15 protein-coding genes and 1 riboswitch are annotated in these 15250 nt (G+C 47.8%); of the genes, 6 read left to right on the top strand and 9 right to left on the bottom strand.

Going from position 1 to position 15250, the window contains the following annotated elements:
- Positions 1-16: 16 nt before the first annotated feature.
- A complete protein-coding gene (locus tag B9N86_RS04080; protein WP_208917887.1) occupies positions 17-646 on the bottom strand; it encodes an ECF transporter S component in 630 nt (209 codons plus the stop codon).
- A gap of 86 nt (positions 647-732) precedes the next feature.
- Positions 733-847: riboswitch (TPP riboswitch) on the bottom strand.
- A gap of 167 nt (positions 848-1014) precedes the next feature.
- Between B9N86_RS04080 and asd the strand changes: the two genes are divergently transcribed.
- Complete coding sequence (gene asd, locus B9N86_RS04075; RefSeq protein ID WP_208917886.1) at positions 1015-1818, top strand: archaetidylserine decarboxylase; 804 nt, start codon at positions 1015-1017, stop codon at positions 1816-1818.
- A 3-nt stretch (positions 1819-1821) separates the two neighbouring features.
- On the opposite strand, the gene B9N86_RS04070 is transcribed toward asd, so the two are convergent.
- The 3 genes from B9N86_RS04070 to pdxR form a co-directional block, all read right to left on the bottom strand.
- Positions 1822-2685, bottom strand: a complete 864-nt coding sequence (locus B9N86_RS04070) for an SDR family oxidoreductase (protein WP_342193561.1) — start codon at positions 2683-2685, stop codon at positions 1822-1824.
- A gap of 478 nt (positions 2686-3163) precedes the next feature.
- Positions 3164-3949: a helix-turn-helix domain-containing protein gene (locus B9N86_RS04065; RefSeq protein WP_208917885.1), complete on the bottom strand. Its 786-nt coding sequence runs from the start codon at positions 3947-3949 to the stop codon at positions 3164-3166.
- A 66-nt stretch (positions 3950-4015) separates the two neighbouring features.
- Positions 4016-5470: a MocR-like pyridoxine biosynthesis transcription factor PdxR gene (gene pdxR / locus B9N86_RS04060; protein ID WP_208917884.1), complete on the bottom strand. Its 1455-nt coding sequence runs from the start codon at positions 5468-5470 to the stop codon at positions 4016-4018.
- 115 nt (positions 5471-5585) lie between these two features.
- Between pdxR and B9N86_RS04055 the strand changes: the two genes are divergently transcribed.
- The 3 genes from B9N86_RS04055 (at position 5586) to B9N86_RS29945 (ending at position 7887) form a co-directional block, all read left to right on the top strand.
- On the top strand, positions 5586-6206 hold the full coding sequence (locus tag B9N86_RS04055; RefSeq protein WP_208917883.1) for a pyridoxamine 5'-phosphate oxidase family protein: 621 nt from the start codon (positions 5586-5588) through the stop codon (positions 6204-6206).
- A 109-nt stretch (positions 6207-6315) separates the two neighbouring features.
- A complete protein-coding gene (locus tag B9N86_RS04050; protein WP_208917882.1) occupies positions 6316-7614 on the top strand; it encodes an aminotransferase class I/II-fold pyridoxal phosphate-dependent enzyme in 1299 nt (432 codons plus the stop codon).
- 144 nt (positions 7615-7758) lie between these two features.
- Complete coding sequence (locus tag B9N86_RS29945) at positions 7759-7887, top strand: YjcZ family sporulation protein (RefSeq protein ID WP_210190638.1); 129 nt, start codon at positions 7759-7761, stop codon at positions 7885-7887.
- Positions 7888-8018: 131 nt separating this feature from the next.
- Here the strand turns inward: B9N86_RS29945 and B9N86_RS04045 are convergent, their stop codons facing one another.
- From B9N86_RS04045 to B9N86_RS04025, 5 genes are all read right to left on the bottom strand, one after another.
- Complete coding sequence (locus B9N86_RS04045; RefSeq protein ID WP_208917881.1) at positions 8019-9242, bottom strand: ABC transporter permease; 1224 nt, start codon at positions 9240-9242, stop codon at positions 8019-8021.
- On the bottom strand, positions 9239-9991 hold the full coding sequence (locus B9N86_RS04040) for an ABC transporter ATP-binding protein (protein ID WP_208917880.1): 753 nt from the start codon (positions 9989-9991) through the stop codon (positions 9239-9241). The genes B9N86_RS04045 and B9N86_RS04040 overlap by 4 nt, the downstream gene beginning before the upstream one ends.
- Before the next feature lie 158 nt (positions 9992-10149).
- Positions 10150-11514: a DEAD/DEAH box helicase gene (locus B9N86_RS04035; RefSeq protein ID WP_208917879.1), complete on the bottom strand. Its 1365-nt coding sequence runs from the start codon at positions 11512-11514 to the stop codon at positions 10150-10152.
- 168 nt (positions 11515-11682) lie between these two features.
- Positions 11683-12456: an SDR family NAD(P)-dependent oxidoreductase gene (locus tag B9N86_RS04030; RefSeq protein WP_208917878.1), complete on the bottom strand. Its 774-nt coding sequence runs from the start codon at positions 12454-12456 to the stop codon at positions 11683-11685.
- 81 nt (positions 12457-12537) lie between these two features.
- Complete coding sequence (locus B9N86_RS04025) at positions 12538-12996, bottom strand: chemotaxis protein CheX (RefSeq protein ID WP_208917877.1); 459 nt, start codon at positions 12994-12996, stop codon at positions 12538-12540.
- A gap of 399 nt (positions 12997-13395) precedes the next feature.
- Here B9N86_RS04025 and B9N86_RS04020 point away from each other — a divergent pair, with 399 nt between their 5' ends.
- Positions 13396-14298: a LysR family transcriptional regulator gene (locus B9N86_RS04020; RefSeq protein WP_208917876.1), complete on the top strand. Its 903-nt coding sequence runs from the start codon at positions 13396-13398 to the stop codon at positions 14296-14298.
- Between the two features lie 30 nt (positions 14299-14328).
- Positions 14329-15138, top strand: a complete 810-nt coding sequence (locus B9N86_RS04015; RefSeq protein ID WP_208917875.1) for a histidinol-phosphatase — start codon at positions 14329-14331, stop codon at positions 15136-15138.
- The last annotated feature ends 112 nt before the right edge of the window (positions 15139-15250 follow it).

Genomic DNA, 15250 nt, shown 5'->3' with positions numbered 1-15250 from the left:
CTGATCACCTGGGTTCTCACACATGGCGCGGATCATCTAGAGCTTCATAATCTTTGGCTGAAGCAGGTCGAAGCAGTGAGGTTACACCTGTCCGCTCCAATGCTTTGGCCAAAGCGAACATCAGAAGTCCTGCAATCAACGCACCGCTTGCAACACGCATGCTGTACTTGGCAACAAACATCCACCACACATAATTGTCTGTATAAGCCAAATAGAAATCCATCACCATCGAACCGATTGCAGACGCTGCACCAGCCAGAGCAACAGTCCAGGCAGCATGTTTCCGGTAACGGAAGGCGGCAAATACCAGTTCCGCTCCCAGACCCTGTATGATACCGTACAGAAGCAGATTCAATCCCCAGCCGCTTCCGAACAGCACTTCAACATGCGCTGCTGCAAGCTCTGCAATTAATGCTACCCCTGGCTTTCGAATCAACAGAAAAGCAAGCGGAGCTGCTGCAAACCACATGCCGTACAACATCTCATCCGCCTCAAAAAATAACGGCTTAAACAAGCTGTATACCGAACCCCAGAAATGGTATACCACACCTAGAACAAGCGAGACCAGAACCGTAACAAGAATATCACTAAGCCGCAGTCCCCTTCTAACATTTCCATTCTTTTTTGCTTCAACACCAGATTGCATCACAGCTTCTCCTCTCTTACCCCAAATTGAATTAACAAACACGACAAAAAACCGTCTGGAAAATATGCGCAGACGGAAAATAGGCCCTATCAGGGTCGGATATTCTCTACGCTGGCATTACCCAGTTCAGATTAACGGTCAGCAGCGGGATCAACATCTGCAGTCTCAGCCTGATTCACTCAAGCCCCCGTATTCCATATTCGGTTTTAAGCTGACTTTAAAATACACCAGTCCTTCCTGAATTTGCAAGCCCCTTTTTTTCAAAATCCCCTTTTTATTGATTTAGCCCTTATTCTATGTCAATATAATGCAGAGTGCGCATATATCCAAAAACGCTATTTGTTAATGCAAGCACAAAGGAGAATTACATGGCTAAACAATTACTGAGGCTAATGACAGAACTGTCCTCCCGAAAGTGGGTATCCCGCATCATGGGTAGCTTTTCCCACAGCAGATGGAGCCGTTATCTCATACCAACGTTTATTCGAATATACAAAATTCCCGCCCATGAGGCTGAAAAAGAAATACATGAATACCGTTCGCTGAATGAGTTTTTTTCCCGCCGTCTAAAAATGGGCATGCGCGCAATCGATGAAACAGCGGGCGCCATGACCAGTCCTGTTGACGCCCTTATCACAGGCATGGGCCCCGTCAAAGCGGGAACCATTTTGAACGTAAAGGGCCAGGATTATACCGTCGACGAACTGCTGAACCATTCTCCACGGATGGGGAACTATCTTAATGGCTATGTATTCGTGCTTTACTTGAGTCCTACCGACTACCACCGGATTCATTCCCCGGTAACCGGTAAGAAAGCGGAAAGCGAACATCTCCGGGGCAAGGTGTATCCGGTGAACGATTTTGCGCTCACCAATATCCGAAATGTACTCAGCCGCAACGAAAGACTCATTACATATATCAGGCATGAACACGGCGAAGTGGCCGTTGTTAAGGTTGGCGCTATGAATGTCAGCAGTATTCGTTATACCGACGAGAAGACGAATGAATGGAGCAACGGCGATGACCTTGCCTACTTTGAATTCGGCTCTACCGTCGTCCTGCTGACGGAGAACGGAACCTTCACGCCTCGCGGTGATCTAAAGCTTGGCGACAAAGTCAAGATGGGAGAACTGCTCGGCCTGCTCCACGAACCGTCTGCCAAGAGCTCCTGAATTTCAGCGCTTCCTGCTTAGCGTCTTCAACACGATGCGCTGGAACATCCGGTAAGGCAGCAGCAGCTTGGCTGTAACGGTCATACGGGTGCCCTTCGGCAGCCGATATCTGAATCGGGGAGATTTCATCCGTGCGATTTCCCCTACCAGATGGGCCACCTCTCGTGGGTCGCCGCTGCTTTTGGCGGTTGCTTTTGAGAAATTCAGCACATCATCCAGCATAGCCCTATAGGGAGATCCCTCTTGTGCGCTAATATCACTAAACCCTTTACTCCATATGGCTGTACCATACGCACCGGGTTCGATCAGCACCACATCGATTCCTAACGGCTGAAGCTCCAGTGAGAGGCATTCACCAAATCCTTCTACAGCGAACTTTGAGGAGGCATATGGTCCGTAACCCGGAAATCCGACTACTCCGCTAATACTACTCATAAAAATGATTCTGCCTTTTCCTGTTCTGCGTATGAGCGGGAGGGCGGCTTGTGTCACAGATACGGTTCCGAAGAAATTCACATCCATCTGTTTCCTCCATGCTTCAAGCGGCACCTCTTCTACAAATCCGCCAACGGCCTCACCCGCATTGTTCACAAGAAGATCCAAACGCCCCCATAACTTCTCAATTTCAAGTACAGCGTTCTTTACCAATTCCGGCTCGCATATATCCAGCGTGACCACATGAATCCGTGATTCCAATCCTGCTTCCCTTGCTAAGCTGAGCAGTCTGTCCGAGCCTTCCGGCCTTCTCATTCCCGCCGCCACCTGGTATCCCTGTCCCGCCAATTCCAGACATATCAGAAGTCCGAAGCCGCTGGAAGCCCCTGTTACGAGCGCTGTTTTCCCTGTTAACTCCCCCATTATTCTCATCCGTTCTCTCCTTCAGACCTTGATTGTTCCAGTGCTAAAATTCCCTACGTTCCATCTATCTTAGTATCCGCCATACATAGATTCAATAGCATACCAACCAAGAAGAAACGCCTTCGGCATCCTACATAAGGATGGAGAGCGTTTCATCGAGAAATATTAAATTATTTATACGTGAAACATATAATCAAATATTTCAAAAAAGCACCCCGCTATGTTCGACGGTAGGATAATTCCTCCCGGGAAATAACGAAGGTGCTGAAATGTATTATGAATGAATTAGAACCACAAATCCTTTTCGGGCTTCGTATTCTTAAACCGACGCAAACGGTTTCTAAAAATGCCACAGCCTCCGCAGCTACAAATCAGGCTACGCATCCGTCTTCTTTGGCTCATTGCCGGTCCCCCCCTCTCTGTCTTTCCAAGACCTTATTCGGAGCATTACCCTTACAATTTCCCCGTGAACCAGAGCTATCCTGCTTTAGCGAACCTCAGAAGGACTTCTCCCCGTGTACTGCTTGAATTGGCGGCTGAAAAAGAAAATATCCCTATATCCGAGAGCATCAGCCACCTCCGTCACATTCATTCCCTGGTGGAGCAATAGATGCTGAGCCCGCTCTATCCTCATTTTGATAATATATGACTGTACCGGCGTGCCGATAAGCTCCTTGAACTTAATCGAAAAATAGCGCGGAGACAACCCGGCCCTTGCCGCCAGATCTTCAACCCGGTGCGGTATCCCCGGATGAAGGCGGACGTAATTGGCAATCTCATGAATCGCTTCAGTCAGATGATTGCTCGCTTTCTTAATCACCGGTGTATCACGGTCTTCCCTGAGCAGGTAGATCATCAGCTGTTTTAAAATGACTTTTCCTTCTTCTTCTGCCCCGTAAGGTTGATCAAGGTACAGCCGAACGTATCTGGCAAGCAAATATTCAAAATCCATTGTCTCGTTCAGCCTCCGGTAAGGCGCCGGCACCTCGCTGACAGGATCGGTAACATCAAAATGTATGTAGGTTAGAACTAACGGCTTCTGAGGGTTATGTGTGGCACTCGTATGATCACCAGGGTAGAACAGGAAACAGCTTCCTTTTCCTACCTCAAATGGCTTGTCATTAAGCACTACGGTCCCTTCCCCGCTCCACACGTAAAACAAGTCGTAATTTTGCATCGGCTTTTCGCGCTTTTGCCACTTCCACCCCGGTTCGCAGGCGATTTTGGCCAAGGCGGGCTTGATTACAAAAGAAGACAGCGATGCATTCAGCATCACGTCACTCCCCCTTGTCTCTCCAAAGTTAATCTATCTCTCTATCACCATGATACTCCTTTTTTTTTACTTTTGCATGTCCTCCCATGCGAGAGCCATTCGAGAGACACCTCTTGCAATTTGTTCTTCATTTAGATGGGAGAATCCGAAGCATGCCGCCGGCGAGCCGGGGGAAAACCGGTATACAGCCGCATCCCTGAATTCCACGCCTCTCTTGCGTGCGGCCTTCTTAAAAAGCTCATACGTCTCACCATCGTGAAGCCATTTCGCATAGACATGCAAACCCGCATCACCCGGTTCCAGCTGAAACAGATGTGTTGCCTTTTCCTCCATTTGACTGCAAAAAAACCGATGTCGCCCTCCATACAGCCGGGTCATCCGGCGCAGATGACGACTGTAGGCTCCCCTTGATATAAAAAGAGACAAGGCACGCTGCTCCAACAGTGACGATGACACTGGCTCATACAATGCCTTGGCGGCGATCACCGGCTTCACCAACGCCTTTGGAAGAACGGCGTATCCAAGACGCAAACCGAGGAACATCGTCTTGGAGAAAGATCCAATAAAGATCACATGCCCTCCGTCATCCAGTGCTTTAAGCGGCTCCATTGGACGACCGCCCCAGCGAAATTCGCTATCATAATCATCCTCAATAATGATCGCTTGATGAAGCCTTGCCCATTTCAACAGTTCTCTCCGTCGTTCTAAAGACAGTACAGCTCCAGTTGGATATTGACGGCTCGGTGTGACAAATAAGAGCCTTGCATTCCAGTCCTCCGGAATAAGACCAGACCTGTCAACCTCCGCTGGCACAATGATTCCGCCGCAAGATTGTACAGCATTTTTTATCCCATGATATCCGGGATTTTCAAGGACGACCGGATCGCCCGAATTTATTAATAATTGAGAGAGAAGGACAATACCCTGCATCGATCCGCTGAAAATAACGATATGATCAGCATCCGCCTGGATTCCCCGGGTAAATCTCAAATGTCCGGCAATCGCCCGGCGGAGTTCCATATGGCCGGCAGAGAACGATTCCCGAGATATTCCCTCTTTCGCTTCATTGGCTGCGTGACCTAAAAAACTTTTCCATTCCGTATACGGAAAATTTTCGGAAGCCACCCGCTCTCCTGTAAATGCTAAGAGCTCTTCCGCATTCCCTTCAGTCTGACCACTTGGAGATGACATCATGTCCAATACACGTTGTCCCCATGTGGATAACATCGGACCACTGTTTATAGGCTCGATCTCTTTGTTTGAAAGCGAAGCTCCCCTTGCCACATAAGTCCCGCTGCCTGTCATAGCGTTCACGTAACCTTCGGCAAGAAGCATATCATAACTTTGTGCAGCCGAACCCCGCGACATTCCATACTGCCGGGCAAGCTCACGTGTTGCAGGCAGCCTTGTTCCCTCCGGTAACATACCGTTAATAATCGCATCCCGCAAAGCATGATATAAGGCCAAATATTTATACCGATACTTCTCCAAGTAGGAATCAATGGGTAGACCAAGCTCCATGGCTGCCCCTCCTGTCGTTAAATGGACTAATTTAATTAATGTATATTGGCTCTTTTTTCTTGTCAATCTTCCCCGTATGCTGGATGAAATTATAAAAAGAGGGAGATTAACAACCATGCGAAGAAATGAGTTTATGGTGGAGGATCCAAAGGAAGTTGAACAATTTTTAGCGGAGATGAGCTTTGGGTTTCTAGGTACCGTTGATGAATCAGGCTGTCCACGAGTCACTCCTCTAAATTTCGTGTTTGTGGAAGGCGCTTTTTATTTTCATGGAAGTCAGGCCGGGGAGAAGATGGATCACCTGTTTCAAAATCCCAAAGTCAGTTTCAGTGTAGCGGATGAATACGCGCTGATTCCGTCTTATTTCTCCAATCCCGACATGGCCTGCCCGGCCACCGCATTTTTCAAAAGTGTTACCGCCAGCGGAGATGCCGTTGTTGTACAAGATCTCGAGGAAAAAGCAAGGGCTCTGGGCGCTTTTATGCTCAAGCTTCAGCCTGAAGGAGGGTATGATCCGATTAACGCCGAAGATCCACGTTATGTTCCTCAGTTAAAGGGGGTTGCCTTGATCAAGCTGGTTCCGTCCAAGATGTCGGCCAAGTTCAAATTCGGGCAAAACTTAAAAAAACGCAGGATGGACAAAGTCCTGGACGGTCTGAAAAACCGTGATGAGAACCGAGATACCCTTACAGCTGAGCTGATATGCAAATACCATCCTTCCACGCCTGAAGCATGACCTTTTCCGTGACGCTTTCACGGTGAAGTGTTATAATATTAGGCAATGAAATCGTAAATGAGAGATACTGCACCTTAACCAAAAGTATTCGGAAGGATGGAATCAACTCATGAACCCATTGGCTGGACAATTGAACGAAAGCATCAAAGCAGGAAGTCCTCATGTGTATGACATGCTGTCTAATCTTGGAAGAGAAATTTATTTTCCTAAAGAAGGCATTCTTAGTCAATCGGCGGAAGCGTCAAGTCATGCCAAAAAATATAACGCCACGATCGGTATTGCCACAGAAGGCGGAATCCCGATGCATCTGGGAGTCATTCAAGATAAACTGTCGGCTTTTCAGCCGAAGGATCTTTACAGTTATGCCCCACCTGCAGGAAAACCTGAACTGCGTTCCGTATGGCGAAACAAGATGATCCAGGAAAATCCGTCTCTTGAAGGTAAAAGCTTTAGTAACCCCGTTGTTACCAACGCTCTAACCCATGGACTGAGCATCGTTGCGGACTTGTTTGTGAATGAAGGCGATGCAGTCGTATATCCGGATAAGAACTGGGAGAACTATGAGCTCACCTTCGGCATCCGTCGTCATGGTGTTACCGTGAACTACCCTCTATTCACAGAAGACATGAAATTTAATGCTGCGGGCCTTCGCGAAGCGCTCCTAAGCCAGAAGGACAAAGGCAAAGCCATCGTGCTTCTGAACTTCCCGAACAATCCGACAGGGTATACGCCAGGGGCTGAAGAAGGCGAAGCGATCATCGCTGCTATTCTGGAAGCTGCTGAAGCTGGTGTCAACGTCGTTGCCGTAACAGATGACGCGTACTTCGGTCTGTTCTTCGAAGATTCACTTAAAGAATCTCTCTTCGGACGTCTTGCTGATCTTCATCCACGTGTGCTGGCCGTGAAGATCGACGGAGCCACCAAGGAAGAATTCGTATGGGGCTTCCGCGTCGGTTTTATAACTTACGCAGGAGAAAACAAAGACGTGTTGTCCGCCCTAGAGCAGAAAACACTCGGAATCATTCGCGCAACGATCTCAAGCGGCTCCCATCCTTCCCAGACCTTTGTGCTTGATGCGCTGAAGTCGCCGGAGTTTGAAACGCAGAAACATGAGAAGTTCAATATTATGAAAGGCCGTGCGAACAAGGTCAAATCTCTTCTCGATAGCGGTAAATACGGTGATGTATGGGAATACTACCCGTTCAACTCCGGATATTTCATGTGTCTTAAGCTGAACGACGTTTCAGCTGAAGAGCTCCGCACACATCTGATTCATGAATATGGCGTCGGAACCATCGCCTTGGGTGAACATGATCTCCGGATTGCCTTCTCCTGTATCGAAGAGGAACATCTGGAAGACCTGTTTGACCTTGTATACAAAGGCATTCAGGACCTGAAACAAGCTTAAGAACTACCTCTATATATGAACAACGTAAGACCGGGATCTCCCGGTCTTATTTTTATTTGTAAATAAACACTTGCCCATACCGTTGAACACCAGCCTACATACAATACCGTGTACCAACAACAACCTAGTGAAAGGGGAATAAACATGGGGGCAGTTGAAGAAACAAGATGTGGATACGGCGGATATGGCGGATTCGGCGGATGCTCAAGCGTAGGAACCATTCTGGTACTCTTTATCCTTCTCGTCATCATCCTAAGTGCTTGCTGGATATAATTGCAACATCTTAAATATATAAAATTTCTATTCCATCAGCATAAAAAACTCATCATAAAAGGAGCATCTCAAAAGGTACGTTGACCTGTGAGATGCCCCTTTGTTGTTAGACACTTCTGCCTCTTTTAAATCTATAAATCGTCGTCTTCGTCTTCCTTGCGCCCCCTTCTCATGGCCGCGAAACGGAACAAGATAACGACCATAACCCCACAAACGCCCGTTCCAAGTACGAGTCCCGGTGTTATCGTAAGTGAAGCAAGCAGCGGAAGCCACATGAGTACCGCCCATAACAGCTGTACCTGGAACACGAGCTTCACCTCGTTAACCCGACGCGTACCTTCCGGCAGAGGATATACATGTAACCAGAAGGATTCATGATGAAGTTTGCGTAGAGACGAGAGCTGCAGACCGGCTATCATCAAGCTGACCAAATAAACGGCACTTGAGGCAAAACTATCGCGTGTCCACCAGACAAGCAATGCTCCGAGAACACCTACACGGATCAGAATGCCAAAGATATCACTGCGGACTAAGCTTTTAACCAGCAAGTAGCGATAAGCCGTATCTTTACGCCAAGGAATCCCTCGTCCAGAGCGGGACAGCCATTTCCGGGCATACACCCGCTGTTCCCGCTGAGGAACATTGACAAACCAGCTCAGTACCATCATTACCCGGCCCGCTTGCCTTTTTTCCACTTGAATGAGCCGCTCCCAGGCTACCGAATGCTTCGCCGGAATAGTCAAGGATGCGAAGTAGGCCGCACCGATCAGAATTATAAATATTAGACTTCGCAAACTCGGATACCATAGCCAAGATGCTATGGTGAGTCCAATAACAGCCCACCTCAGCGCTCGGTAAGCAGCAGCAGAACCCCGTGAGGTCATGCTCAGCTCCTTCCAACTTCCATAGCTGGATAGAAGTTTCAGACCGATGAGCACAAGAATGGTAGCCATCAGCGGCTTATGAAACAGATCACTTCGTATGTAGAGCGGCCATAAGGTGAGCACCACAAGGATCATTCCGGCTATTTTGTATATGCTTCCTCCTACCCAGCCCTTGGAGAAATACTGATTCATTCTTGATTCCTGTGGCAAAAGAAACACGGTATCCGCATGTTGAAGATACGTCCGGACACTGCTATTTACCGTCAACGGGAAAAGAACAGCAAGCATAATCCACCTTGTCGGAAATTCCGGCGGGATATTCTGTACTAACGAGGTGTACCAAGCCGAAAAGGCAATGAGCACAAACAAAAAGACAACCGCTACACCACTTTGAATGACGTATCCGAGATAAGGTAGAACCTCACCCCAGAATTGACTTCGTCTTTTGGCATATAACTCCCGTAGGTTCATCCGCCATTCCCACCTTGAATGAGAGCATAGAACAGCTCTTCGAGAGGAAGTCCCGGCTTCCCGGCCTGCTCGGCCACTTCCTGAAGCGTTCCTTGTGCGATGATTTTTCCTTGGTGCAGGACGATAAACCGGTCACAATAATTCTCAATGGTAGACAAAATATGTGAGCTGAGGAGCACCGAAGAACCCGTTGCCTTAAGCTCGAGCATAAAGTCAAGCAGCGAGCGGATACCGAGCGGATCGAGTCCCAAAAATGGCTCATCTATTATGTATAGTGATGGTCTTGCGACAAAGGCGCACATAATCATGACCTTTTGCCGCATTCCCTTGGATAGATGGGCCGACAAGCTGTCCATCTTATCCTCCATACGAAACATGCTGGATAGCTGTTCAGCACGACGCTCATACTCTTCACGGGAAACACCGTACGATCTTGCCGTAAATTCAAGATGCTCCCTCACTGTCATCTCCTCGTAAAGGAGCGGTGACTCCGGCACAAAGGCCAGCGCGCCATGATAAGCCTCGGCGTTCTCTTCCCGTGTTTGACCTTGGACCCGGATCTCACCTTTTTGCGATTTCATAAGCCCAAGTATATGCTTCATCGTCGTGCTCTTGCCCGCCCCGTTTAGTCCAATCAGCCCCACCATTTCTCCTGGCTTGACGTTAAAAGAGATCTCATGAAGCACAGGGCGGTTCAAGCTATACCCCCCGCTTAATCCTTGGACGGACAATACCGAATTCTCCTTCATTCCTCTTCACCCCATTTTAAACAGCACCTCCCTCAGACAAGGTAGATAAGCACTGTATAATGACATTCATTTAATTATATCGTGTACATACACGCTTAACTGGTATAAGGATTGGCTAATTCCTAATAACAGCCCTGCTTGTCATCCGAAAAGAGCCGTTATCCGCGTGGAGGCTTGTTCTTCAGCCATTTTGGCGCGCCTTTGTTCTTGCGGTCACGCTCCCGCTCACTCTGCCGTTCTTGTGAGACCTTGCCCACTGAACTCCGGGTATCGGTCTTTCTGGAAGTCTTCTCTGGTCTCCCGGGGCTCTGACGAGCTGTTTTCTCTCTGCCCGCACCCTCAACAGAGCTTTCACGCGGAGAACGTCCGACACCGGAAGCAGATACCCTTGCGGACCGCACCTTACCACCGAACATCGCCTTTTCCTCAATCGAAATACCCAGCTCACGGTTAAATTTACGCATAATAAACGTTTGCCGATCGGTTACGATGGAAATGACCATACCGCTGCGCCCCATCCGTCCGGTCCGACCAGCACGGTGAGTGTAATGCTCGGAGTCTATCGGAGGATCATAATTAATGACCATACCAAGACCCTCGATATCAAGTCCTCTTGCCGCCACGTCACTCGCTACGAGCAGCTGTGTGCGGCCTTCGCGGAAGGCGTTCAGCACCCGGCTACGTGTCATTTTATCCGCATCACCATATAAAGCCGCAGCATTAAGACCCGAAAAATTCAACTTGGCCTCAACTTCGCCAAGATCAGCCGTTGTATTCACAAACACAATGGCCCGCTCTGGTTTATAATGGCGGACAACGCGCCGCACCATATCGATCCGGTCACGGTCTTCGCTCACAAAATAGTAGTGTTCCAGCGCTGAAGGCGTCCGCAGCTCAGGATCGATACCGATCTCGACCGGCCGGTCCATTTCCCGCTTAACCAATGCAGCCGTTTCCGGACTGACAGTAGCCGACAGAAAGACGAGTTGGCGATCGCGCATTGCGCTCCGCAAAATCCGTTCCACGTCGCCTGCCGCTCCGAGATTAAATACCTGGTCCACTTCGTCGATGACGATGGTGGTGACGGCGTGCATTTTGAGCTTTTTAATTTCAATCAGCTCACGCACCCGGCCCGGCGTACCTACAATCAGCTGAGGATGCAGCTTCAGCTTTTCCAGCTGACGTTTTGCCGATGCTCCCCCAATAAGACCAAGCACACCAATGCCTCTCTGTTCCCCGTATCGCTCGCCCTCTCGCACAATCTGGATTGCAAGCTCCTGGGTCGGCGCCAGAATCACTTTCTGAACGGTTTTGCTATCGGGATCAATGCTCTGCAGTACAGGCAGCAAATACGCTAAGGTCTTGCCGGTTCCTGTCTGGGAAGTTGCCAGAACGTCTTTACCCTCCAGCACTTGCGGAATCGCCTCAGCCTGTACCGGAGAAGGCGTATGTATTCCAAACTCACCCAAGCGGGTGGCCAAATCCTCGGCAATGCCGAGCGTCATAAATGTAGTAGAAGTCATAGGTTCGTCCATCCTTTATCTTTGAGTCTTGTTCACTCATGTTTCATTATATGCTAAAACAGAAGTTCCCACCAAATGAAGCTCGAACTATATATTCCATTATTCCATTAAACTTGAAAAAACCGACTCTCAAAGAGCCGGTCCCATAGCTAACTGAAGATTTCATTGTTATTTTTTGTTCATCCATCGGTAAGACAGGCGATCAGCTAGGCGCGGAAACAAATGATAAAGCCTTATACCGGCACCAGCCAGACGTGGAAGATCAATCTCTTCCTTGTGTTTATGTATCAACTTGACAATGCGCCGGGAAACATATTCCGCCTTCATCATAAACCAGCCTACGTTTTTCACATAACCGCCGCTCGGATCGGCGAGTGAAAAAAACGGTGTATCAATCGGCCCCGGGTTTACCGCTGAAACGGTAATTCCAGTCCCCCGGAGCTCTTGGCGCAGTGAATTCGTCAAACCGAGAACCGCGTGCTTGGTTGCAGAGTACGCTGTTGACTTAGCTGTACCGATCTTTCCGGCCATCGAAGCAACATTAACGATTTGTCCACTCTTTCGCTGCAGCATACCAGGCAGAACAGCCTGCGTACATCGAACAATACCCATATAATTTACATTCATCATATCTTCAAACTGTTCCTGTGAGGTGTCCGTAAACGACTCAAAAATCCCGTAACCGGCATTATTCAGAAGAACATCTACTCTGCCGTGTTTTTGATGTATCTGATCAAATACAATCTTTACCTGTTCTGCATCCCGTACGTCGAGCAACACCAGCTCATAAGGACCTTTCATCCGGCTACCAACCTCTTTTAAGCGTTCTTCCGACCGGCCTGCGAGAACCACATAAGCCCCCTCATTCGACAACATCTCAGCGGTAATCGCACCAATGCCGCTGGATGCTCCCGTAACAACAATCACTTTGTTCTCAAGCATGATATCTTCCTCTCTACAGTCCGACGGGTGAACATTTGCAAGTCTTGGCCGTTTGCGAAGGACTGCTATGATTACTCTATTCTAAGAAATCATGACTTGAATATCCAGTTCGCCGATCCCGTCCATCATAAGTGGAATACTCAATGCTTTTTTTCGGGCAAACTGGGTTACATTCACCGATCTGATGACCTTTGGAGGAGAAATGTCCACATTTACCCCTTGATTAGATAAAATCGTGCTCGCATTGCCGCTGATCATGTTACCAAGTTCCGAAATCGCACTCTGCCCCATCTCGTCCATTTCCGTCAGTATATATCCGCCCATCATTACAGAAACCATACGCAGGGCAACTTGCTCCTGCAGTCCAAACACAATATCACCGCTCATTTGACCCGTCATGCCAATCTGAATCCATATATGATTATCGATTAACGAAATCTCCTTAACCCCGAGACTGCCCGTGGAAGGTGAAACCTGTATGACCTGCTCAATGACGTGACATGCGGATTCTAAAAAAGGATTGATGACTTCCGCTTTCATTCCCGATTATCCCCTTTCACTGGGTTGATGGTCAGGGTCCCAAAGTCCCAATTATTAGTTAAAGCCATTATAATGGATACCCTGCAATAAATCATCATAAATTAACAATCAAGGACTGTGTATCAACTAAAAATCTGGCACTTTGTAGATAAATACCGATAAAAAGTAAGGCCTTTAGTCGTAGTCCTATAATATCAGTCTTTAATATTATCGGTTTTTATCCCTCACATTTTACAATTAAATATTAGAAAATATTAATTAGAACAACCTGTTGCCTTAAAAACCGGAACATTAGCGGCTTCACATTGCCCCGGTATTCATAATCACCTATAATTTAAATTAATAAGATTACATCGTTTGGAAGGCACGGAAAAATGAAATCAGGTCAGGAGGACGGTCATGAACATTAGCCAATTGGAAACACTCATCACCATCTCCAAAACAATGAGCTTTCGAAAAGCGGGGGAATTGCTTAATTTGACCCAGCCAGCCGTTTCGGCCCAAATCAAAAGTCTCGAAGATGAATTCAAAACCGTGCTTGTTGACCGCAGTCAGCCTGTAACACTGACGGACCGGGGTCAGGTGTTCGTAGAACACGCAGAACATATCCTCAGAATCGTAGACGAACTGAAGCAAAGGTTGGCCGACCTGGACCAGACCCCCCAAGGGCATATCCGGCTCGGAACCACAACTTCGATTGCGATTCAGATTTTGCCGAGAGTGCTGTCTTATTTTCAGGATCAGTTTCCATATATCAAAACAACGATTCAGTCCATGGCCTCTTCGCAAATTTATCACAGCGTTGAGAACAACCTGATCGACATCGGGATCGGGTACCTAATCGAACGGAACCCCAACGTAAACTCTTCCATTCTTTTTTATGACTCTTTTGAATTGGTCGTATCTCCACAGCATCCTCTGGCCAAATCAAGAAAAGCCGGTATCGAAGTGCTCGGTCAGACTCCTTTAATCCTGCTAACTCAAGATACTGTGGGTCGCAGATTTGCCGATGATGTCATGAAATCACATGGAGTGAATCCTCAAGTTGTCATGGAGCTGTCAAGCAGCGAGGAGATTAAGCGGATGGTCGAGATCAATCTCGGCGCCGCCATTATATCCAAGCAATCCGTGTCTACAGAGCTTCGGAACGGAACGCTTCAAATCGTTCCTCTTACGGAGCTAGAAGTCAGCCATCCCGTTGGTGTCATTTATAAGAGTGGAAGATACGTCAGTTCGGCTATGCGTCAATTTATTAGTGATTTGAAGGGGATGCCAGAAACCCAGTTCATCAGTAGCGAATGAGCATTTCAACTTTCTTTCAAGGAGGACATCATGAAATTCGATCTGCACACTCACCATTTCCGCTGCGGACATGCAGACGGAAACATCAGGGAATACGTTGAGGCAGCAATTGGTGCCGGCCTTAAGGTCATTGGTATATCAGACCACACTCCTTATTTCGGGAGCCCAGAAGAACAGCCCTTTCCTTTCATTGCCATGGGTAAAGCTGAGATCGCCAATTATGTGAACGAAGTTCTTCAATTGAAGCAAGAGTACGAGGGGAAAATCGATGTGCTTCTGGGAATTGAATCGGATTTTTTCCCTGAGCATGCAGAATCATACCGTCAAGCCCTTTCCCTCTATCCTTTCGACTACATCATTGGCTCTGTCCATCAGGTGAGCGGTGTCAGTATTTTCAACAAGAATCGTTGGAAAGGATTTACGCCAAAGCAAAAGATAGCCGAAAAAGAGGAGTATTTCTCACTCATTCGTCAATCGGCCCAGAGCGGCATGTTCCAGATTCTTGGACATATCGATGCCATGAAAGGTAACTATCCATCGTTTTCGGACATTTTGACTGAAGATGCGCTAGAAGAAACCCTTAAGGTGATTGCGGAATGTGGAGTCGCTATTGAGATCAACACCTCAGGCAAAACAAAAATGTCCGGTGGCTGGTATCCTTCCAATGAAATATTAGAACGGGCACATTACCATGGTGTCGAGGTTACATTTGGATCAGACGCCCATAAGCCTTCCAGGGTAGGGGAAGATTTCGAAGAAGTTGCTGCCGTACTGAAAGATATCGGTTTTACAGAGTGGGTATATTACAAACAGAAGCGGAAGGTGACCGTGCCTCTTTAATTAGAGGCTCCGGTCGTCCTTTCGTTTTGTCATAAACAAAAAAAAAGAGGACCCGGAAATCCGGGTCCTAAACAAGATATATATTCTCAAAAGGGGGTCATGTGATAAGTGT

The organism is Paenibacillus uliginis N3/975 (genome assembly GCF_900177425.1).
In the GTDB taxonomy this organism is placed as follows: domain Bacteria; phylum Bacillota; class Bacilli; order Paenibacillales; family Paenibacillaceae; genus Paenibacillus_AQ; species Paenibacillus_AQ uliginis.
Note: the sequence above shows the minus strand (reverse complement) of the source record. Positions and strands in the feature narration are given on the sequence as shown.

Coding starts and splice junctions, on each gene's coding strand:
- B9N86_RS04080 (WP_208917887.1), bottom strand. CDS start 646: ATGCAATCTGGTGTTGAAGCAAAAAAGAATGGAAATGTTAGAAGGGGA.
- asd (WP_208917886.1), top strand. CDS start 1,015: ATGGCTAAACAATTACTGAGGCTAATGACAGAACTGTCCTCCCGAAAG.
- B9N86_RS04070 (WP_342193561.1), bottom strand. CDS start 2,685: ATGAGAATAATGGGGGAGTTAACAGGGAAAACAGCGCTCGTAACAGGG.
- B9N86_RS04065 (WP_208917885.1), bottom strand. CDS start 3,949: ATGCTGAATGCATCGCTGTCTTCTTTTGTAATCAAGCCCGCCTTGGCC.
- pdxR (WP_208917884.1), bottom strand. CDS start 5,470: ATGGAGCTTGGTCTACCCATTGATTCCTACTTGGAGAAGTATCGGTAT.
- B9N86_RS04055 (WP_208917883.1), top strand. CDS start 5,586: ATGCGAAGAAATGAGTTTATGGTGGAGGATCCAAAGGAAGTTGAACAA.
- B9N86_RS04050 (WP_208917882.1), top strand. CDS start 6,316: ATGAACCCATTGGCTGGACAATTGAACGAAAGCATCAAAGCAGGAAGT.
- B9N86_RS29945 (WP_210190638.1), top strand. CDS start 7,759: ATGGGGGCAGTTGAAGAAACAAGATGTGGATACGGCGGATATGGCGGA.
- B9N86_RS04045 (WP_208917881.1), bottom strand. CDS start 9,242: ATGAACCTACGGGAGTTATATGCCAAAAGACGAAGTCAATTCTGGGGT.
- B9N86_RS04040 (WP_208917880.1), bottom strand. CDS start 9,991: ATGAAGGAGAATTCGGTATTGTCCGTCCAAGGATTAAGCGGGGGGTAT.
- B9N86_RS04035 (WP_208917879.1), bottom strand. CDS start 11,514: ATGACTTCTACTACATTTATGACGCTCGGCATTGCCGAGGATTTGGCC.
- B9N86_RS04030 (WP_208917878.1), bottom strand. CDS start 12,456: ATGCTTGAGAACAAAGTGATTGTTGTTACGGGAGCATCCAGCGGCATT.
- B9N86_RS04025 (WP_208917877.1), bottom strand. CDS start 12,996: ATGAAAGCGGAAGTCATCAATCCTTTTTTAGAATCCGCATGTCACGTC.
- B9N86_RS04020 (WP_208917876.1), top strand. CDS start 13,396: ATGAACATTAGCCAATTGGAAACACTCATCACCATCTCCAAAACAATG.
- B9N86_RS04015 (WP_208917875.1), top strand. CDS start 14,329: ATGAAATTCGATCTGCACACTCACCATTTCCGCTGCGGACATGCAGAC.